Source organism: Sinomonas atrocyanea (assembly GCF_001577305.1).
Classification (GTDB): domain Bacteria; phylum Actinomycetota; class Actinomycetes; order Actinomycetales; family Micrococcaceae; genus Sinomonas; species Sinomonas atrocyanea.
The window spans coordinates 62,705-81,963 of the sequence record NZ_CP014519.1; the positions used below are offsets into that span (position 1 = coordinate 62,705).

Annotated in this window: 17 protein-coding genes; 5 read left to right on the forward strand and 12 right to left on the reverse strand. The window is 70.0% G+C overall.

The window, feature by feature from the left end; genetic code table 11:
• Positions 1 to 116: 116 nt before the first annotated feature.
• Both SA2016_RS20495 and SA2016_RS20500 read left to right on the forward strand, forming a co-directional pair.
• On the forward strand, positions 117 to 629 hold the full coding sequence (locus tag SA2016_RS20495; protein WP_066503156.1) for a GNAT family N-acetyltransferase: 513 nt from the start codon (positions 117 to 119) through the stop codon (positions 627 to 629).
• A 109-nt stretch (positions 630 to 738) separates the two neighbouring features.
• A complete protein-coding gene (locus SA2016_RS20500; protein ID WP_066503158.1) occupies positions 739 to 1,704 on the forward strand; it encodes a DUF2332 domain-containing protein in 966 nt (321 codons plus the stop codon).
• A gap of 234 nt (positions 1,705 to 1,938) precedes the next feature.
• On the opposite strand, the gene SA2016_RS22550 is transcribed toward SA2016_RS20500, so the two are convergent.
• Genes SA2016_RS22550 through SA2016_RS20540 form a run of 8 tightly spaced genes read right to left on the reverse strand, consistent with a single transcriptional unit; the run spans position 1,939 to position 11,158 of the window.
• A complete protein-coding gene (locus SA2016_RS22550) occupies positions 1,939 to 3,078 on the reverse strand; it encodes a hypothetical protein (protein ID WP_066503160.1) in 1,140 nt (379 codons plus the stop codon).
• The gene (locus tag SA2016_RS20510; protein WP_244932805.1) at positions 3,075 to 3,791 is read right to left on the reverse strand and encodes a DUF4913 domain-containing protein; all 717 of its coding nucleotides are present in this window, start codon (positions 3,789 to 3,791) and stop codon (positions 3,075 to 3,077) included. Before SA2016_RS20510 ends, SA2016_RS22550 begins: the two co-directional genes overlap by 4 nt.
• Positions 3,784 to 5,745, reverse strand: coding sequence for a type IV secretory system conjugative DNA transfer family protein (locus SA2016_RS20515; RefSeq protein ID WP_066503166.1), 1,962 nt, complete (start codon positions 5,743 to 5,745; stop codon positions 3,784 to 3,786). The genes SA2016_RS20510 and SA2016_RS20515 overlap by 8 nt, the downstream gene beginning before the upstream one ends.
• Positions 5,732 to 7,300, reverse strand: a complete 1,569-nt coding sequence (locus SA2016_RS20520; protein WP_066503168.1) for a putative type IV secretion/conjugal transfer ATPase — start codon at positions 7,298 to 7,300, stop codon at positions 5,732 to 5,734. Before SA2016_RS20520 ends, SA2016_RS20515 begins: the two co-directional genes overlap by 14 nt.
• Entirely contained in the window at positions 7,300 to 8,805 is a 1,506-nt protein-coding gene (locus SA2016_RS20525) for an SCO6880 family protein (RefSeq protein ID WP_066503170.1), read from the reverse strand. The genes SA2016_RS20520 and SA2016_RS20525 overlap by 1 nt, the downstream gene beginning before the upstream one ends.
• Before the next feature lie 4 nt (positions 8,806 to 8,809).
• Positions 8,810 to 10,117, reverse strand: a complete 1,308-nt coding sequence (locus tag SA2016_RS20530; protein ID WP_066503172.1) for a TrbL/VirB6 family protein — start codon at positions 10,115 to 10,117, stop codon at positions 8,810 to 8,812.
• 1 nt (position 10,118) lies between these two features.
• Complete coding sequence (locus tag SA2016_RS20535) at positions 10,119 to 10,856, reverse strand: DUF8175 domain-containg protein (RefSeq protein ID WP_066503175.1); 738 nt, start codon at positions 10,854 to 10,856, stop codon at positions 10,119 to 10,121.
• A complete protein-coding gene (locus SA2016_RS20540) occupies positions 10,853 to 11,158 on the reverse strand; it encodes a hypothetical protein (RefSeq protein WP_066503179.1) in 306 nt (101 codons plus the stop codon). The genes SA2016_RS20535 and SA2016_RS20540 overlap by 4 nt, the downstream gene beginning before the upstream one ends.
• A 237-nt stretch (positions 11,159 to 11,395) precedes the next feature.
• Here SA2016_RS20540 and SA2016_RS20545 point away from each other — a divergent pair, with 237 nt between their 5' ends.
• A complete protein-coding gene (locus tag SA2016_RS20545; RefSeq protein ID WP_066503181.1) occupies positions 11,396 to 12,598 on the forward strand; it encodes an IS110 family RNA-guided transposase in 1,203 nt (400 codons plus the stop codon).
• Positions 12,599 to 12,619: 21 nt separating this feature from the next.
• Here the strand turns inward: SA2016_RS20545 and SA2016_RS20550 are convergent, their stop codons facing one another.
• From SA2016_RS20550 to SA2016_RS20565, 4 genes are read right to left on the reverse strand one after another with little or no spacing between them, the layout of a single operon-like run.
• Positions 12,620 to 13,231: a DUF6668 family protein gene (locus tag SA2016_RS20550; protein WP_066503183.1), complete on the reverse strand. Its 612-nt coding sequence runs from the start codon at positions 13,229 to 13,231 to the stop codon at positions 12,620 to 12,622.
• On the reverse strand, positions 13,231 to 14,616 hold the full coding sequence (locus SA2016_RS20555) for a MinD/ParA family ATP-binding protein (RefSeq protein WP_066503184.1): 1,386 nt from the start codon (positions 14,614 to 14,616) through the stop codon (positions 13,231 to 13,233). The genes SA2016_RS20550 and SA2016_RS20555 overlap by 1 nt, the downstream gene beginning before the upstream one ends.
• Positions 14,617 to 14,633: 17 nt before the next feature.
• Entirely contained in the window at positions 14,634 to 15,155 is a 522-nt protein-coding gene (locus SA2016_RS20560) for a hypothetical protein (RefSeq protein ID WP_141305548.1), read from the reverse strand.
• A 5-nt stretch (positions 15,156 to 15,160) separates the two neighbouring features.
• Positions 15,161 to 16,171 carry a CHAP domain-containing protein gene (locus SA2016_RS20565; RefSeq protein ID WP_229711013.1) on the reverse strand — a complete coding sequence of 337 codons (1,011 nt, stop codon included), beginning with the start codon at positions 16,169 to 16,171 and terminating at the stop codon, positions 15,161 to 15,163.
• A 299-nt stretch (positions 16,172 to 16,470) separates the two neighbouring features.
• Between SA2016_RS20565 and SA2016_RS22555 the strand changes: the two genes are divergently transcribed.
• Together SA2016_RS22555 and SA2016_RS20575 are read left to right on the forward strand one after the other, a co-directional pair.
• Complete coding sequence (locus tag SA2016_RS22555) at positions 16,471 to 16,740, forward strand: ArsR/SmtB family transcription factor (RefSeq protein WP_169803113.1); 270 nt, start codon at positions 16,471 to 16,473, stop codon at positions 16,738 to 16,740.
• A gap of 574 nt (positions 16,741 to 17,314) precedes the next feature.
• The gene (locus SA2016_RS20575) at positions 17,315 to 19,135 is read left to right on the forward strand and encodes a hypothetical protein (protein WP_141305547.1); all 1,821 of its coding nucleotides are present in this window, start codon (positions 17,315 to 17,317) and stop codon (positions 19,133 to 19,135) included.
• Positions 19,136 to 19,259: the final 124 nt, after the last annotated feature.

Sequence of the window (19,259 nt, forward strand, 5' to 3'; positions counted from 1 at the left end):
GCCGCGCGCGATCTGGTCAGGAGGGCCCTTGCCGATCTGCCTGCCTGTGATCTGGCGTGCCCATCGGCGACCCTGCAATGCCGTGGGCGCGCCGTCGTTCATGGGAACGTGAAGCCATGCTCGCATCGCTGAACTTGCCTGTCGCCCTCGAGACCCGAAGCGGGGAGGTGACACTGCGGCGTGCGGCAGAGGACGATCTTGATGAGCTGATGGGCCTGCTCTCGGACGATCCGACCAGCGCTGCCCGCGGCGACGTCGCCGCCGCGGGTGACCGGGCGGCGTACCGGCGGGCCTTGGCGGAGATCCTCGCCGATCCCTCGAACGAAGTGGTCGTTGTGGAGGACGGGCACGGGGCCATCGTCGGAACGATGCAGCTGACGAGGATTCCCGGGATGGCCAGACGGGGCGCAACCCGCCTCCTGATCGAGGCTGTCCGGGTGAGCAGCGCACGGCGCTCGTCAGGGATCGGTACAGCCATGATGGAGTGGGCCGTCGGCCCGGCAGCGGAATCTATTGCTGTGGATCTGGTCCAGATGACCTCCGATGCTGCCCGTGGCGACGCTCACCGTTTCTACGAGCGCCTCGGTTTCGCAGGCTCCCACATCGGCTTCAAATACCGAGTGCACTGAGTGAATGGAGGCCCTCCCGGGGCGCGGAAATGTGAGGCGTTAGTCGGTCGGCGTGTCGGCCTGGCGCTGCGCAGCGCCCGGGTGCAAGCCAGTGGCATAGGTTGGGCTCATGCAGAGTGCGACCTCGGAGGTCTACCGCATCTTCGCGGATGTCGAGGCGCGGGGCGTCTCGCCCGTCTACTTCGATTGGGCGGCCTCGATCGCCGAGGACCCGGATGTCCTGGGACTGATCGAGTCGCTGCCACGGCACAAGCGCCAGCCGAACCTCGTCTTCGCAGCCGCACGGCTCAAGGGCGCGGCAGCGGCCCCCTACAAGGAGTTCCGTTCCTGGCTCGTCCTGCACTGGGCCGAGGTGGAGCCTGTCATCCGGGAACGGTCCACGCAGACCAATGAAGCCGGCCGGTGCGCGGTGCTGCTGCCGGTGCTGAGCGAGCTTGAGGGGCCGCTGGCACTGATCGAGGCAGGGGCCTCGGCTGGCCTGTGCCTCTATCCGGACAGGTACAGCTACCGCTATGACACCGGGGACGGCATCGTCTCGCTCGACCCGCCTGCGGGGCCGAGCGCGGTCGAGCTGCCCTGCCGCATCGACCCGGTGAGCGTCCCGCGCCGGCTGCCCGAGGTCGTCTCCCGCTCAGGCGTCGACCTCAACCCTCTCGACGCCGGCGACCCGGCCCAGGTCGAGTGGCTCGAAGCGCTCGTCTGGCCAGAGCACGACGCCCGGCGCACCAGGCTCGGCACTGCCGCGGCCATCGCTGCAGCCGAGCCGCCGGCACTGCTGCGCGGGGACCTGCTCGAGACGGTCCCCTCGCTGGTTGCCCAGGCACCCCGCGGCTCGAGGATCGTCGTCTTCCACAGCGCCGTGCTCGTCTACCTCGAACCCGACCGGCGCACACGGTTCGTCGAGCTCATGCGCTCCATGCCGGACGTGACGTGGATCAGCAACGAGGGCGAGCACGTCCTGCCCAGCATCACCGGTCAGCTCACCGGGCCGATCAGTGGGCGAACCGTCGTCGCGGTGGACGGTGTGCCGCGGGCACTCGTCGGCCCCCACGGGCAGAGCTACGAAGCGCTCTGACCTGTCCTCCCGGCTTGAGCGATGGGGGATCCCCTTCAGCGCGTGTTCAGAACAGAATGGCGCCCGCAAAACCGACCGCCCCCAGCCAAGAAAGAGGATGCTGGGGACGGTCGTTATCCGGCAGCGGGGTGCTGCCGGCCTGTGATGGCTGCTAAGCCAGCCGATAGGACGCGCAGGGATAGTTGTCATTCCCGATGGCGAGATTCAGGGCTCAGCCCTTCGCGCTCAGCTGCATCAACGGCTTCCTTTCGTCAGCTGGGCCTTGCGGGCAGCGCTGTTGTTCGGGCGCGCCGCGGGGGCGTCGCGCGGGGCCGCGGCGACGGCCTGGCGGGGATGGGTGCCCTGGCTGACGTCGGCGAGCACGCGGGCGTCCACGGCAGTCTGGTCGGCCAGGCCCTGGAGGGAGGCGGCGAACTCCCCGCGCCGCTGTGCCGTGTCCCACTCATCGTGCGCCCCGGACTCCTCCCGCTGCTGCTCCTGCCGAGCGGCCCACACCAGATCCTCCTCGGAGGGGCCGTCCAGGTCCGCCACCCCCTCCCACCCCTGGGATCGGCCTATGGCCCGGTCGCCGTCCGCACGGTGGCCGTCCGCGGCGCCGGCCTCCCGCACGGCATCCCCGGTGAGCTTGTCTGCCTCCACGGACGCAGCCTGTGCCTCGGCGGGCTGGCCTGTCTCGGCCTTCCAGCGGCGGATCAGCTCGGCCTCGTCGGACCGCGCGGCCGCCACCGTGTCGGCGGCGGCGTGGCTGCGGGTCCACTGCGCGAACCGCTCCGGGTCGGCAGAGGCGGCCCAGGCCTTCGCGGCCTCCAGCTCGTTGGCAGCGGCGTCGGCCTGCTGTGCCTCCGGACGGGCCAGCCAGGCGCTGACCAGGGCGACGTTGAGGCGGTCCCGCTCCTCTGGGCTGCGGGCCTGGCTCATCTCCCGGGTCCACGCCCCGTCCATGAACGGATCGTGCTCGGCGACCCACTGCCGTGAGCGCAGCAGGTCGGTGACCCGGCCCGGCATCGAGGCCGTGACGTGCACGCCGCGCTCGGCCAGCTGCTCGTCCATGTGCCGCAGCATCTGGTCGATCTCCGCGTCCTGGCCGGCCCAGGACACGGCCGTCTTGTACGCGGCCCCGATCCGCTCCGGGTCGGCCTCGGCCCACCAGGAGTCGGACCGGGCCCCGGCGAGGGAGGCGCGCGCCGCCCCGCGCTCGGCCTCGAAGCGGGCCGCGAGCTCGCGGCCTGCCCGTTCGGAGGCCGCACGGGCCTGGGCGAGGTGGTCCTGCCTGGCCCGGGCGGCGATCTCGCCGATCCGGGCGGCGACCATGACCGCCTGGCGCAGCATGTCGTCCACTGCCTCGCCCACGCCGTCTGAGTGGTGAGTGCTCATGACTGGGTCCCTCCTTCATCCTTGGATTCGCGCACGTCGGGGAACAGCGCCGGTGGCGGGGCCACCAGTTGGAACTGGCCCAGGGGGCTCTCCGCGTGCCGGTCCGGCTTGCAGCCGTTGAACGGGCCGCTGGTGGCGTCGGTGAGGACCGGCAGATGGTGGTCCAGATGGTCCTTGAGCCACACGCTCATGCCGGTGCGCCCGTCCAGGCGCAGGTGCTCCCACGCCCGCCACAGGGCCTCGAGGCGGATGATCGCCTCCGCGTGCTTCCACCACTGCGGGCACCAGGTGGTCTTGTCCCCTGTGGCGGTCAGCTGGCGCCGGTAGACCGGCACCAGGAACTTGGTCACCCACTCCGCTGTGGACCCGTACACCAGCTCGGGCTCGGGGACCGCCTCGGAAGTCGCCTTCGGGGCCGGCTTGAGTGTTCCGCCCTCCAGGGCCCGGTGGATCCACGCCTCCACCGCGTCGTAGTCCCACTGGGGTGGCTCCCAGTCCAGTGGGGCCGGTGCCTTGCCGTGCATGACGAGGGACCGCCAGCGGCCGGCCTTGATGGGCTCGGCTTCCTCGGCGATCTGGGCGAGGACGTCCGTGACGCTGAGCAGGAAGCCTCGCCCGTCCTCCCCGCCGTCCACGGCGGCGGCCGCCGCGGCCTCCTCCGGGGACTCGTCCCAGGCGTCGACCGGCTCTGGCATATGGGAGCGTTCAGTCATGGCGTGCCGCCTGAAGCCACTTCGAGGCAGCCGTGGCCTTCGCCGGCATCGGCTGGGGAACTGTGTTGATGGGTTGCTGCATTTGCAGGCTGCTGTTCTGCTGCATGTTCAGTGCGGCCCGGTAGGCGTCCACGAGGGCGTCCGGCTTCTCGCCCGTGCGGCCTAGCACCAGGCGCTCGAACGGCGTCCACGCGGTGCGCCGGGCCTGGGCCTCTGCCGCCTTCTTCGCGCTCTCGGGCGTGGGGTCGTTGATGTCGAGGGAGAACCAGACGGCATCGGCGTGCGGGGTGTCCATCCACCGCACCGTCTTGATGAGAGCCCCGGGCGCTCCGGCGCGCTTGACGATGGCCCGCCCGATCGGCATGGCCGCGAGGTCGCCCACGGTCCAGATGTGCTCCTTGCCGCCGTCCGGGCTCGTGGACACGCTCCGGCGGTCCCCGGCAGTGACGTTGACCGTGTCGTAGCGGTATTCCCCGAGGGTGGAGGACACCTGGCGCAGGAAGCCCTCTTCGTCCAGGCCGGAGCCGATGACCTTGACCGTGGCGGAGGAGTAGATCTTCCGCATCCCCTTCTCGCCCCAGAGTTCCTCCCCCTGGCTGTAGGACTGGAGCCAGGCGATGGGCAGCAGGCCCTTGGAGCCGAAGTGGCTGTACTTGTCGGGCAGGTCCTTCCAGACGCACACGTTGGCGATCTCATCGAGGGCGAACACCAGCGGTACCGGCAGGCGGCGGAAGGGCTGGGTCATGGCGTGGGCCTCGGCGGCGTCGGCCACGGCGACGGTCAGCGCGGTTGTCAGCGCCGCCGCGGACCCGCCGCCCTCCTTGGAGAGCAGGTACAGGGTGTCCGTGCCCCGGACGAACTGGGCGGGGCTGAACTGGGGGCGGGCGTCGTCCGGGCCGGTCGGGTTCACCCAGTCGCGGACACCGGTGAACTTGAGCACCGCGCACATGGCCTTGGCGGTGCCCACGATGCCGTCGCGCTGGCCCGGGTCGAGCTGGAGCTGCGCCTCCAGCGCCAAGCCGTAGGCGGCGTACTTGCCGTCCTCGGCGGCGGCGAGGATGGCCTGGGGCTCCTTCATCCCGACGTTGCCGCCGGTGATCCAGTCGTAGACGGTCACGATCGGCTTCTTCCCCAGGGCGGCGGCCAGCAGCAGGGCCGCGAGCATGTCCCGGCCCTCGTTGTCGAAGTAGGGGTCCTCGCCCTTCGTGTTCGGCCCGCGGCCGGCCACCTTGAAGATGTCTGCGAGCTTCTGGGCGTGCTCGTCGTCCACGACGTAGCTGAGCGGGTTCCACCACCAGCTGGCCCGGTCGGGGCTGATCTTCTGCGGGTTGAACGCCCATACGGTGCCCTTGAGGCGCCGGGGCAGGCGCGTGGCGTCGATGACGTCGGGCTTGTTCGAGGTCGAGACGACCGCGCCCGGGGCGTCCAGCACCGCCGGGATGACCTGGGAGGTGGACTTGCCCTGGCGGGGGCCGAAGATCGACAGCGCCACGGATTCGACGTCGGCCACGAGCCGGGACAGCCCGGCGACCGAGATCCCGAGGAAGATCCCGGGCCAGGTGAGCCCGAAGCGCCTGGCCGCGCGGCGTGCGCCCCGCTCGGTGAGCATGGCGATGTCCTTGCCCCGTCCCATCTGCGCGGCCTTGTAGTCGACGCGGGAGCGGCCCTTGGCGGCGCGGACGCGGAACCAGGCCACCAGGGCCACGAGCAGGGCCATGAGGACCAGGACGGCGGCGAGGCAGCCTGTGGACGCCGCCGACCAGCGGAGGCGGCCCGCGATCAGCCCGAAGGGGGCCTCCATCGGGTTCAGGGGCAGCTTCTGCCCGTCCCGGCTGACCCACGACCCGCCGTACACTCCGGCGTCGACCACCAGGACGACGGCGACCACCAGGCCGATGCCCATGAACAGGGCCCAGGTGCCCGGGGCGACGTGCGAGGTCCTACGCTGCTGCACTGTCTGCTCCTTCTATGGTGTCCTGCCCCTCTTCTCCGAAGATCTCCCGCTCGATCTCCTCGGTGGAGGCGCCCTGCTTGCGCAGGCTCTCCCACCGGGTGTTGGTGTCCGAGATCCTGTCTTCGACGCCGGTCAGGCGCATCTGGACGGGGATTCCGGGGGCCTGGCCGAGCTTGACCAGGAACTTCCCGCGCCCGTACGGGGCCGTCCTGCCGTGCTGGTTGGTGGTGATCTTCTTCACGTCCGCCCAGGACTCCACCCGGCGCTTCTCCTGCCGGGTGAGGCGGCGGAAGTGCTCGACCTCGGACAGCTCCTTGGCGCCGAGCCCGCCGAGGACGACCATGGCGCAGCGTTCGACGAAGCCCTTGGCCTTCGCGCGGTCCGTCTCGTCGGCCACGGCTTCGAAGTCCTTGAGGGTGTGGGAGATCATCATCTGCCCCACCCCCTCGTTGCGGTTGAGCCGGGTGAGGGAGTCGGCCTTGTCCACGATCCCGCGCCCGACCCGCAGGGCGCGCCAGAACTCGTCCAGGACGATGTTGTAGTTCCGCCGCGGCTCCAGGCCGGCGTCGGCGAGGACCTGGGCGGTGTTCACGGCCTCGAACCCGACCGACCAGCAGGCCAGCAGCCCGGCGGCCTGCTTCTGCGGCTGCGTGTCGGGCAGCGCCGAGAGGTCGAAGCAGACGGAACGGGTCATATCCAGCTGCTCGGTGGTGTGCCGGGAGAACATGTCCCCCAGCGGGCCGGAGCCGGTGGCGATGCCGATCAGGGAAGTCCGCAGCGCGTCGGTGGCGTCGAGGTAGCGGTCCATGTCTCCCCGGTCGAGGACCACCGTGCGCAGGTCCGCCGGCGCCTCGGCGATCAGCTTCTCCAGGTCCCGCACCACCGGCACGCCGTCGTGCCGGTCGTAGAGGATCTCCAGCGCCCGGCCCAGGATCAGGTCCTCCTGCTCGGAGGGCTTGGACTCCCTCGAGACGGTGATGAGGGCCATCATCAGGGCCTTGCGCTGCTCGTGCGCGCCCCGGGCCACTTCCTCCCGGAGCGTGCCAGTCAGCCGCTCGACCGCCCCGGCCGAGCCCCCAGGGTCCAGCGGGTTCAGGTAGCCGCGCCCGCTGCCGAGGCGGTTGACCTTCCCGTCAGCCTTCCGCGTGCGCAGGACGTGCTCGCCCTTGACGTCGCCGAGGTACATGCTCGGAACGCCCCGGTAGGCCAGCCACAGGCACATCTTCCCCACGGCGGTGGACTTCCCCAGGGCCGGGTTGGACATGAAGTACACGGACGGGTTGGGGATCAGGCCCTCTTCGAAGGCTCCGAAGTGGTCGAGCCCGACCACCTGGCCGGTGATCATCTGCTGGCCCAGCGGCGCCCCCGCCAGCGGGGCCCCCGAGCCGGAGGAGAACGGCCACAGCCCGCACACCTGCCGGGACGAGCCGCGGAACTCCGGGGGCAGGTCCAGCAGGTTCGCATACCCGCCGCCGGCAATCCGGTACCCGCGCTTGAGCGGGCCGAAGTGCCGGCTGCGCGGGACGGGCCTGGGGAGCAGGTTCAGCGGGTTCATCAGACTGCCTCTCGGATCTTGGAGGGGACCATGACGTAGTCGGGCAGGACCAGCCCCAGCGGCAGCGACGCGGCGAAGGCGGTGTCCTGGGCCCCATAGGCGGGCCGGACGGTCAGCTGGGACTCCGCGGCCAGGTCCTCCACCCCATAGCTGACGGCCAGGGCATCCTCCGCGTTGCGGATCGTGGCCGTGATGACCACACCGAAGTTGAGCATCCCCGCGTCCTTGGCGACCTCCCTGGCGGTCTGGACCGTCTTGGCGTAGTCGTCGATGGCCCGGAAGTTCGGCGTGCCGGTCGAGGCCGCCCGGTTCTTGGCCGCATTGACGTCCTTCTCCGCCACGTCCATCGCCCTCGCTGCCGACACCGGGCGGAAGAGGAACGTCACCCGCTTCCGGTCCACGTCCCCGGTCGGAGACAGGATCGCCTCCAGCACGTTCGAGAACACCTCCCCCCGCGGGGCCACCGACATGACCCACGACTTCGAGAACCCCGAATCGTGCCGGTACCACTCCCACCCGGCGTTGTGGGCGATGGGGCCGACGTCGTTCCAGGACAGCGACGGAGTGACCTCCTCGGCGTGCGCGGCGGCGATGTGCCGGGCCACCGCGGGATCGTAGGCGCTGCGCACCACCTCGCAGAGGGTCTGGGCGGTGACCGGGTGCGCGTCGCCGGCCCCGCACTGCTCAAGGTGCTCGGTGAGCTTGCCCAGCCGTGCGCCCAGATCGATCCCCAGGTCCTCGACCTTGCGGGGACGCGGAGCGCCCTGCCGCCACGCGGTGACCGTCACGGCGAGGAAGGCCCGGGTCACCGGGGCCGACTGCGGGAAGGTCGCCTTGACCTCCTCCATCATCTGCACCGTCGCCTCCGGGGCATCCGGGTCACGCCGGGTGTCCACGGCCTGGCGCAGCCGGACCCCGAAGTCCGGGGCCGTCTCCACCGTCACGGACGCCGCCACGACGTCCGACTGCTTGCCCAGATCGGACAGCCAGCCGCCCCAATTCGCCACATAGGCGTCAATCGTCTGCGGGTCCTCCAGGGCCAGCCCCGTGGGCTCGCACTCGATCACCACCGTGGCGTGATTGGTGTCAGGCATGAAGACCAGGGCGAAGGCCCGGTCGAACGAGTCCGTGAACTGGTGCAGCTGCGACTTGGCCAGAAGACCCGGCAGCTGCGCCGTCCCGGACGGGACCAGCCCCACCGGGCCGGAGCGGTAGAGATTCGTACGGCGGCCCACGGCATTCCTGTGCGCGCGCTTGGCGACCATGCGGCTGATCCGGGACTGCCCGTGCCGGTCCCGCACCGTAAACACCGCCAGAGCGACGCCCATCACGAGGAAGGTGATGAACCCCCAGACCGGGCCGGCCAGACGGAACACGAACAGCAGCACCAGCAGCGCCGTGATCATGGCCCAGGTCTCCAGCGCGCCCAGCCTGCCGACGCCCGCGGTGCGCGGCCGCCGCCAGTTCCCGTACGTCGGCTCCGTGTATGTGGTCTGCTCGCTCATATCCCTACTTCCCCCCGCTTCCGGACGGGCCTTCGCCCGTTGCTGACTCTGCGGCGCCCTGCACGGCGGCTGCGCCCTTCTTCACGGCCTGCACGCCGACGGCCGCTGCGACCCCGGCCGGGCCGGCGGCGGCACCTGCCCCGCTGGCACCGGTTCCCGCTGCCCCGGCACCCGTGCTGCCCGCTGCTCCCGCGCTCGCCCCAGAGGGTGCAGCGGAGGCGGCCTTGGGCTGGGCCGGGCTCGCCGTGGCCCCGGAGGCCTGCTGATCGGTCTTGCTGCTATTGCTCGTGCTGCTGCTGCTGCTGCTGTTGCTGGTGTGGGCAGCGCTGCTGCGTCCCCCGCGGCTGAGCGCGCGGTCGATCGCGCCGGTGGCCAGGGAGCCGGCCGCGGCGCCGATCGCGGCCGTGCCCCCTCCCCCGCTGGCCGCAGCGGCGACCATGGGGGTGACCAGGCGCATCAGCGCAGGCAGCGCCACCAGTGCCAGGACCATCAGGGACAGCCCCACGATGACCTTCACTCCGCCATCGGCGGAGGCGAAGATGTCCGAGGCGGTGAGCTTGAAGGCCACCGCGTAGCAGAGCGCGGCCGCCGGCTTGTAGAGGGTGAAGGCGATCAGCCAGGACAAGAACCGCTGGAACCACTGCTTGCCCGTCTCGGTGTTCGTGAACGCCGCCGCGGTGGGCAGGCCACCGGCCAGCAGGATCAGGATCCCGGAGCGGAACACCATCATCACCAGCTGCACCAGGGACACGAGGACCGCGATCAGTCCGAAGAGGATGGCCAGCAGGACCCCGAGGCCACCGGTCAGGGAGATCATCCCCGCGACGCTCTGCGCGAACCCGGTCCCCTTCGTGGCATTGGCCAGCAGGGCCTTGGCCATCTCGTCGAAGCCGGTGATGAGCAGCTGGAGCACCGCCACCCCGGAGCCTGTCACCAGAATGAAGGTGATCAGCTGCTTCACGATCCCGGTCAGGTGCTCCTTGCGCTGTTCCCACACCAGCCGGCCGGCCCCGACGAGGATGCCGAAGACCACCAGGACGAGGGTGTACCACCACAGCTGGTTCTGCGCCCACCACACCACGTCAGACTGCTGGTCGACGGTGCCCGGAGTGATCACGGGCGTGGTGTCCGCGTTCACCCAGAAGGTGCCCAGCCACGCGATCGATTTCCCCCACGCCTCGATCACCGAGTCCCGGAGCTGGTCCAGGCTGCCGGTTGCGGCTGCAACCGCTGCGTTCTTGACGAGCTCGCCGCCCACACATCCGACGTCGACCGGTAGGCATTCCTTCGCGGGAACGATCATCGGCAGCATGTCAGATCCCCGTCCACGGCACGAAGCCGCTCAGGTCGGTCAATGAGGTCGAATACGTGCTGTCCTCCAGGACGACCTTCCAGTCCCCGCCCTCCCACCGCAGCGCATAGGTGGCCGAGCCGTAGGCGGTATGGGAGTCCTGCGTTGTCTTGAGGCCGATGCTGACCGTGGCTGTGTCACTTGAGTAGGAGACGATCTTGAACCCGCCGATCTGAGTGCTGAGCGAGGGGTCTACTGCGTCGTTCGGGGATGGTGTGGCCAGCGCCTGGTCCCTCATCGGGGACTTCGCTGTCAGGTTCTTGAGGACGAGTGCCTTTCCTCCCGGGAGCGCGCCTGCGCCGATGATGTTGGCGGCGGCGTAGAGGGCTCCGGTGGGGCTGTGCTGGTAGCAGGTACGCAGGCTCCCGTCGGTCCTGCCCGGGCCGATGCCCTTGGGATCGGTCGGGACGGCGACCCGGCCCAGCAGCTCCCACTTGGTGGGCAGGCCCACGGACGGGTAGCGCTGGTCCCCAGCGGGAAGCCCGCACGCGCTCTGGCCGGCCTGGGCGGTGGAGGTGGCGGTGGCCGTCGCCGAAGGGACGCCCGCAGGGTCCTGCCCGTTGCTCGGGGAGGGCAGCGCCAGATAGACGAGCCCCAGGGCGGCGAGGACCACGACGACGGCGGCGCTGGCGATGAACCGGGGCCGGGTCCACGGGCTCTGGTCCCGAGGGGGGCCCTGGCCTTCGGTGGGCTGGCTCATGACATGCCCCCGGCGGCCGCCACGACACCGCCGACGATGCCCGAGGCCACTGAGGCGACGATGCAGCCGACGAGGACCATGCCGAGGGACTGGGCGTGCTGGCCGCCTCCGTGCCCGCTCTTCTGGTCGATCATCATCTTGCCCGCGGCGAACAGGATGCCCAGGACACCGAGGCCGAACACGATCCACGCGCCCCAGCCGAGGATCTTCAGGAACCCGGCACCGCCCGGGGGCTCCTCCGGGGAGGGGTTGGGGATTGCGGCCAGGACGTCCGCGGCGAGGTTGAGCGCTTCAAGGTGCATTGTTCTGTCCTTACGTTGTTCGTGTGTGATTGGTGGGCTTTGTATGCTCGCCATCACCCAGGGGCGCCGGGTATGGCTCATTTCTGTCCGCCGTAGTTGGGGCTAAAGGAGATTGGCCGCCCGGTGCCCGCGATGACTCGACCGCTGATTGAGAAGTGCGAACGATCGCTGTGTAAGGACACGACGGCGTGGTCGTCTGCTGGGTGAACCACATCCCGACGAGACGAGGAGTTGCCCGTGCCGCGACTGTGGGCAGGGATCGATGCAGGCAAGACCCACCACCACTGCGTGGCGATCGACGAGGACGGAAGACGCGTCCTCTCCCGCCGGGTCGCGAACAACGAGACCGAACTGCTGGCCCTGATCACGGATGTGCTCGGCATCGCCGAGAGCGAGGAAGTCGTATGGGCGACCGACCTGAACCAAGGCGGGGCCGCACTGGTGATCAGCCTGCTGGTCGACCACGGCCAGCCGGTGCTCTACATCCCCGGCCGGACGGTCCACCATGCTTCCCGGACCTACCGCGGCGACGGGAAGAGCGACGCCAAGGACGCCGCGATCATCGCCGACCAGGCCAGGATGCGCCGCGACCTCCAGCCCATCCGCGGCGCGGACGAGATCGCCGTGGAGCTCCGCCTGCTCGTATCCCACAGGACCGACCTGGTCTGCGACCGGACCCGCGCCTTCAACCGGCTCAGGGCCAATCTGCTGCAGTACTTCCCCGCCCTCGAGACCGCGTTCGACTACTCCCGACGCAAGGGCTCCCTCGTGCTGCTCACGAAATACCAGACCCCGGACGGGATCCGCCGCGCCGGAGCCCCCCGAATCGAGGCGTGGCTGCGCAAGCAGGGCGTCCGCAGCCCGGCCGAACTCGCCCAGACCGCGGTCGAGGCTGCGAACCGCCAGCACACCACTATCACCGGCCAGAAGACCGGAGCCATGCTCGTTGCCAAGCTCGCCGCGGACATCCTCCGCCTCACCCGCGAGATCGAGGAGACCGAGGACCTGATCGAGGCCCGATTTCGCGAGCACGGGCACGCCGAGATCCTCTTGAGCGTCCCCGGATTCGGACCGCAGCTGGCCGCGGAGTTCATCGCCGCCACCGGCGGGACCCTGACCCGCTACGAGAGTGCAGACCGGCTCGCCGGGGTCGCCGGCCTCGCCCCCGTCCCGCGCGACTCGGGCAGGATCAGCGGCAACCACCACCGGCCCAAACGCTACGACCGCCGGCTCCTGCGGGCCTGCTACCTCTCCGCCCAGGTAGCCGCCAACCACTGCCCGCTCTCGCAGGCCTACTACACGAGGAAACGCGCCGAGGGGAAGAGCCACAAACAAGCCGTCCTCGCCCTCGCCCGGCGTCGAATCAACGTGATCTGGGCCCTCCTCAGAGACGGCAGGCCCTTCGAGCAACGCGCACCCGCGGCCGCCCAAGCGGCTTGACAACCTCATTGAGACTCTCCTTCACTGGTTGCCGGCTGCGGTGTGCAGCCGGATCTTGTCGAGGACGCCGCGCACCGATGGGGGCAGCGAGGCAGGGTCCGGCGTCTCGGTCAGGCGCCAGCCCTCCACCCAGGGCACCTGCCACAGGTGGGGCACGGCACCGGCGACGAGCCGGAGCCGGTCGGCGAGGGCCTTCGGCAGCCGCCCGGGGGCATCGGCCATGACCACGAGCCCCGCCAAGGCCCCGGGCAGGGCCCCGGAGCCGTACTCGATGGCGGCGAGCTGGGCGGCGCGCAGCCCGGCAGCATTCGAGCGGCTGACCAGCAGCACCACGTCCTGGCCGCCGCGCTCCTCACGGACCGGCCACGCGTGGTCTGTGGGCACCGCGCTCTCGAGCAGGGCGGAGAGGGTGCTCTCCCCCGATCCGCCATGGACCCCCATGACCCACACGGACGGGGCCGGTCCAGTGACCGTGGTGCGCGGAACGCCGGCCTCCGACACCCATCGCACGCCCCGCTGCGGCCGCGTGGGGCCGGCTGGGGCATCCCGGAGCGCCGGGGCCGCTGCGGGCTCCGGTGCGACCTCGAGGGCCTGGAGCCACTTCGAGGCGGAATGGCGGGCGGCGGCCGCCATCAGAGGCCCTTCGCGACCGATGCGGCCGCGGCCAGCCATGCCCGCTGCGTCGCGGGACGGAGAGCACCGAAGTGGATCACGCCGTCCTTGAGCGCCGGGTCGAACGGGATCACATGGACCTCACGCACGTACGGGCGGAACTTCTCAGCGTGCAGCTGGGCCAGCTTCTCGTGCCCGGGCTGCTCCTGGGAGACGATCACGACGGCGTCCGCGGCGAGCTGCGCGGTGCGCCCGTCGCGGCCGGCCAGCCCCTGCAGGGTCAGGCGGGCACCCTCGACCCTGTCCTCCACCGTCGTGGTGGAGACGACGAGCTGGTCCGTGTGGCTGATCATCTGGCGCCAGTTCGCGGCCCGGTGATTGTTGCCCGAGTCCATCAGGATCACGTTGAAGTACTTCGACGCGACAGCGTGCAGGACGTCGACCTCGGAGGCGGTGATCTCGTGCTCGCCGTCGATGTCCTGGTCGGAGAACAGTGCGTCGTACTTGTCTGCGGTCTGGCGGTGGACGAAGGCGTTGATGTCCGCGGCGCGGGCGGTGTCGGAGAGCAGGTGGGAGGCGCGCTCGAGCACGTGCAGGGCCGAGCTGGCGTGGTCGCCGCGCTCCACCCGCCACGGCAGGGACCCGGTGGTCTCGTTGTTGTCCCAGGCCAGCACGGAGCCGCCGGCACGTCCGAAGACGGCCGCAAGGCAGACAGTGGTGGGGGTCTTGGCTGCGCCGCCCTTCTGGTTCACCACGGCGACAGTCCGGGGCCCGCTGTAGGTGCGGGAGACGAGGTGCTCGTCCGCGCGCTCGGCGAGCTCCGCCGCGCCCGGGGCGAGGGAGAGCCCGAAGGTGTTCGCCTTGCCCTGCCAGCCCTTCCTGGCCGGCTCGATGTTGTCCTGCACCGCGAGGAAGGACTGCGAGTCCCGCAGTGACCTGCGCACCGTCGCCGGGGCCGGGGGCTCGGCGGGAGGCGCTGCGTCGCCCTCTTCGAGGCTCTTCACGATGCTGTCGAAGCTGTCCGCAGCCTCGCCCGGGGGAGCCAGCTCGACAGCCGGCCCTTCCCCACGCGAGGCCTGGGGCTTGAGCCTGGGAGTCTCCGCAGCGGCCGGCACCGGCTCCACCGTCTCTTCCAGGGACTCGGAGTACTCCTCCTCGATCTCCCCTTCCGGGGAGACCAGCAGCACGCCGATGCTCTCCTGGTCGCGGGTGGTGACCCTGACCGGGGAACCGCCCGTGCGGGCGTGCGCGACGACCAGTCCCAGCAGCTCGCGGCGGACCTCGACCTCGCTGCCGCCGGCCACGGTCTGCCGGGATGCTCCGATGAGCAGCTCCCCGCCGTCGCCGTCCTTGACAGTGATGCTGATCGGGGGGAAGTCGCGGATCCTGCTCTTGTCGATCGCCATCTGGGTTCTCCTCTTTCTCAGGCGTCCTCAGTGGCGATGTCCTGGACGAGCCAGGGCTGCGCCGCTGCTGTGCGGTGGAGGAGGACGGCCCACTCCCCCGCGTCGGTCGTGAAGACCGCTTTGACGGTCATGGGGTCCCCGGACGAGGCCTGGAGGGCGGGGCCGGAGAGGACCCTGCTCACCGGCACCCGGGCTGGGTTGATGTACTCGGCCTCGGTCCGGTAAGCCGGGGAAAGCATCGGTGCCAGGTCCGTGATCCACTGCCGCTGGTCCACCCGGGGCCGGGCGAACAGGGCCATGGCCTTGGCGGCCGTGTCCTTCGCGCCCTGCTCACTGGCGGCGTCCCACGAGGGGACGGGCAGCGGCGGTGCGCTCTGGGCCTGGGCGTGGTCGCCGCCGCTCAGCGAGGCCGTCCACGAGGGTGTGGGCGTCGCGCTGGGTGCCTGGGCCGTCTGCGCGGTCGGGGCGGCCGGGGCGCACGCGGCGCAGGCGAGGGCCAGTGCGGCCCCGGCCGCGGCGGCCATGGTCTTGTGCAGCACGCGGATCATCCCTTCTGCGGCACGTACAGGAAGGCCGTGGGTGTGCCGTCCTGCACCGTGCGGGTGTAGTAGGTGTGGTCCTCCGGGGGGAGGCTGCCGTTGTAGCCCTCCTCGAGGAAGCTGCCGTCCGGGTCGACGGCCTTCACCACGGCCACGTGCCCCTGATCGCCGGAGCCACCGACGCCCGGGGCGTAGTAGACGACCGCCCCCGGCCGGGGGGCCGTCCCGACCGGCCAGCCCTTCGCCCGCCAGCCGTCCAGCCAGGTCACGGCGTTGCCCAGCACGCCGCCGTCGCCGCGGAAGTTCGAGTTGGTGAACCTGAACGGCGCCGAGGTCGATCCGTAGGCCTGGTTGACCCGCCACAGGGCGAAGTCCACGCACTCGCGCGTGTACATGCCCAGATCACTCGAGACGTCGACGGGCCCGTGGCCCCACGGCAGGTCATCCCCTGCCCCCGATGCAGCACCGCCGCCGCATTCCCCGGCGGACACCTTGGCCCCGGACAGTGCCTGCACGACCTCGAGCGCGGCGTCGCGGTACTTCGCATAGTGCTGGGGGTCCGCGTTGCGCTGGACCCGATGGATCGCGATGGTCGGCTCCAGCGACTCCCAGCCGGGGACGTCCTTGAGCCGAGACAGGAACCCAGTGCCCGCCTTCGCCACATCCAGCCGGTCTGAACGTGGCCCGTAGGAGTCGTCCTGCTGGAGGATCCCGATCGTGACGGCGACGCCGTCGACCGTGCCCGTGTGGTCCGTGTAGTCGATGCTGCGCAGCGAAGACTCGCCGATCGCCGCCTGCACCACCAGGACCTGCGCGGCCACCGGCAGGCCGAGCTTCTTCGCGTCATCCATCAGCACGGCGGCGTTCGCCAGCTGCTCCCCGGAGAAACCGGCTGCCTGGGTCGGGGCGGAGATTCTCGGGGACACCGCAGCTCCGCCGCAGCCCGCCGCCTGCGCAGCACCGTCCCCGGGCGAGAGGACCACCACGGCAGCGAGCAGCATCAGTGGGGCCGCCATCCCGGCCACCACCGCACACCCGATCCCCTGCTTCATCCCATTCACCCCCTGCCCACCACACCTACCAGCCCTCAATGACAAAACAGTCATAGGGGTTACAAGAAGCTGAAATACTTGCAAACCGCGGGGAAAGGAACCCCCGGATGCCCCCCTCGACGATCAAGACCCTAGCATCCATTGCTAGACTTGCCTAGCAATGGATGCTAGGGTCAAGGGCAGCAACCAAGGACCTGCGGCAAGATGGGACGGTGACGCGAAATGCAAGGGTTACGCCGATGGGACCGGCCGAGGCGACCGCGATGAGCGCATTCGGCGTCTCCCCCATCCGCGCGGCCGTGATCCGCGAGCTGGCCCGCCATCCCGACGGAGAGACATCCGGACAAATCGCCCGCGACCTGGAAGCGACCTACCACACCGTCTTCCGCCATCTCCGGGAGCTCGAAGAGCTCGGCCTGGTCGACTCGGACGCGGAGGGCGACCGCCAGGGGCAGCGGGTCGTGTACCGGCTGAACCGGGACGTGCGCGACCGCGAGGCAGATAGGCTCCTCACCTACCTCGACGGTCGGTAGAACCCTCCTCGGCCGACTCTCATTGGAACCCGGCGGAGTCGGCGTGGACGCCGAATGCCTCGCCGCCTCCTGGCTTCCAGAGGGCTTCCGGGCGACACGGCGCAGGATCCCACTTAATCCTTAGACCTAAGGCTAGGTTCGGTTCATGAGTACTGCATTGCGACGGAAGCGTGGCACGGCGCTGGACAATGTCCAGCTCGTTACCTCGGTGCCACGGGAACACAAGGATCTTGTTTTCCTCATGGCAAAGCACGCAGGGATCTCGGCAAGTGAGGCGATGGAACTGATTCTCGGACAGCTCCGCGCTGAGATGCAGTCGGACGGACTCCCTTCCTGGTTCGACCGTAAGGAACTACCGGAGTCGTTGCCCATCGCAAAAGCCAGTTAAAACGAGGAAGGCCCGCCTAGGCGGGCCTTCCTATATCAAATTCTAAAGCTCTCCACCCCAAGTTCTTGGCGGGACCGGGTGAAGGGCTCCGACAGTCACACCCTCTAGGAGAGTCCTCCTGCTATGCCCACAAGTCTACATGCCGTGCTCCCCGAGCGGGATCTCAAGACGGACAGCCATGTCGGCGTGTCTGCCATAGCGACCCCGTCTGCGCAGGTCACACCCGAGCAGGCATGGGCCCTCGCGCCCCTGATCGCAGGCCAGCCCGCCTACCGCGCGGGCCAGTGGGTCCGGGGGAAGTTCCAGTACCCCGGCACGCCCCGCAAGCTCACCGCCGCTCCCCCGCGGGCTCCGGCAGCGGTGCTGATCCACGACGCGGCGGGCCGCGTCACGACGCTGTGCCTGGACCTGGACACCTCGAAGGCCACCCAAGACGTCGTCAACGCCGACGCCGAACGCCTAGGCACCCTGCTCGCCTCGTGCGGCCTGCGCTACGTCGAGGACTCCTCCCCCGCCGGCGGCCGCCACCTGTACGTACCCCTCGCCGAACCCATGGACGGCGCAGAGGCCCGCGAGCTCGTGGCCGCCCTCGCCCGCACCGCACCCAGCATGGATGCGAGCCCCCACCAGAACCCCTCCACCGGCTGCATCCGCGTCCCTGGCGCCCTCCACAAACGTGGGGGGTACCAGCAGCTCATCACGCCCTTGGCGGCCGCCTACGACACGCTCCGGCGCCGCAACACCGCCGAGGACATCGACCGGCTCCGCAGGGCACTCGCCCCCGAACTGCGCCGCAACCGTCAGGAAGCCGCGCTCCGTGCCAAGGCCACAGGCACCCCCCAGTCGTTCCAGGGAGCCCGCGCCGCGAGCTCCTGTAGGCCGGCGGGCGGATGGCAGTCCCCGCTGCGCACGATCGCCCAGACCGGCCTGTTCGACACAGCCCGCTACCGCACACCGTCCGAGGCGCGCATGGCCGTCCTGAACCACTTCGCCGCGTGCGGATGGACCCTCGAGCAGGTCCGCGGAGAGCTCTCAGGCCAGTTCCGAGGCCTCGCCTCCCTGTACCAGTCCCCCGCCCAGCTCGCCCGCCTCCTCGAAGCGGAGTGGACCAAGGCCCTTGAATTCACCGTCACCCGCCAGGGAAAGAAGTACGCCCCTAAAAGCGACACAAGCCTCACTGAACCCACCGGGGGGGCACCGAGCGCCGCTGCAATCCATCAGCTTGTGAACGATTTGGAGAACGTGCTCTACGCGGTCCTCGATGCGCGGTTCCAGAAGTACGGACGTGAGGGCATCGGGCTGCGGTTCCTCCTTCGTGCCGTACTGGCCTACATGAGGACCATGGAGACCAACATCCTCGACGTCGGCTGCCGCACCTTCGCCCTCGCCTTGGGTCAGCACCACAGCACCGTCGCCCGCCTCCTGCGGCGCCTGGCACAGCTTTCCGACGGCATGGTCACCAAGATCGCCGACGCCCGACACCGCAACGCCGACGTCTACCTCATCGAGCTCCCCCAGCAGCACCGCGAGCTCGCCCGCGACCTCAGCTGGCGACAGGGCAAGATCCACGCTGTCCGAGCCGTGTTCCGCGTGCTCGGGCCGGCCGCAGCACTGGCCTACGAGGCCATCGAGCGCGGCCGGGTCTCCCCCACAGCCAAAGAGGTCGCCCAGCACGCCAGAATCGGCGTCAGCACCGCCGAACGGGCCCTAGCAGAGATGTCGGCCCTCGGGATGATCCACCGCGACCAGGACAAACGCTGGCACATCACCCACACAACGAACCTGACCCAGCTCGCCCAGCGGCTCGGCGCAGACCAGGACGTCGCCGCACAGCTCACCGTCCACCGCGAGCAGCGCCGCAGATGGCACGACTGGCTCGACCGCCACAACCCAGACCACCAGCTCACCGAAGCAGACCTCTACGACCCCGAGACCGACGAATACTGGCCCCCACCAGGCCTCTACACAGACTCCGCAGCCGTCTGGACCATCCCAACAGCCTGCTAACGCGGTCCTGCCGGAATACAGCAACCAGGGGACACCCCCGGCGCTGTACTAGTTTCGTACTCAATTAGTACCAAACCAGTACGAAACCAGTACGTTACAAGTATGGTACTGGTACTTGGTAGAA

Excerpts from the sequence above, each read along its gene's own strand:
- SA2016_RS20520 (WP_066503168.1), bottom strand. The coding sequence starts at position 7,300 with ATGAACCCGCTGAACCTGCTCCCCAGGCCCGTCCCGCGCAGCCGGCAC.
- SA2016_RS20565 (WP_229711013.1), bottom strand. The coding sequence starts at position 16,171 with ATGGCGGCCCCACTGATGCTGCTCGCTGCCGTGGTGGTCCTCTCGCCC.
- SA2016_RS20530 (WP_066503172.1), bottom strand. The coding sequence starts at position 10,117 with ATGCTGCCGATGATCGTTCCCGCGAAGGAATGCCTACCGGTCGACGTC.
- SA2016_RS20555 (WP_066503184.1), bottom strand. The coding sequence starts at position 14,616 with ATGGCGATCGACAAGAGCAGGATCCGCGACTTCCCCCCGATCAGCATC.
- SA2016_RS20510 (WP_244932805.1), bottom strand. The coding sequence starts at position 3,791 with ATGACTGAACGCTCCCATATGCCAGAGCCGGTCGACGCCTGGGACGAG.
- SA2016_RS22555 (WP_169803113.1), top strand. The coding sequence starts at position 16,471 with ATGAGCGCATTCGGCGTCTCCCCCATCCGCGCGGCCGTGATCCGCGAG.
- SA2016_RS20500 (WP_066503158.1), top strand. The coding sequence starts at position 739 with ATGCAGAGTGCGACCTCGGAGGTCTACCGCATCTTCGCGGATGTCGAG.
- SA2016_RS20550 (WP_066503183.1), bottom strand. The coding sequence starts at position 13,231 with ATGGCGGCCGCCGCCCGCCATTCCGCCTCGAAGTGGCTCCAGGCCCTC.
- SA2016_RS20495 (WP_066503156.1), top strand. The coding sequence starts at position 117 with ATGCTCGCATCGCTGAACTTGCCTGTCGCCCTCGAGACCCGAAGCGGG.
- SA2016_RS20525 (WP_066503170.1), bottom strand. The coding sequence starts at position 8,805 with ATGAGCGAGCAGACCACATACACGGAGCCGACGTACGGGAACTGGCGG.
- SA2016_RS20535 (WP_066503175.1), bottom strand. The coding sequence starts at position 10,856 with ATGAGCCAGCCCACCGAAGGCCAGGGCCCCCCTCGGGACCAGAGCCCG.
- SA2016_RS22550 (WP_066503160.1), bottom strand. The coding sequence starts at position 3,078 with ATGAGCACTCACCACTCAGACGGCGTGGGCGAGGCAGTGGACGACATG.
- SA2016_RS20540 (WP_066503179.1), bottom strand. The coding sequence starts at position 11,158 with ATGCACCTTGAAGCGCTCAACCTCGCCGCGGACGTCCTGGCCGCAATC.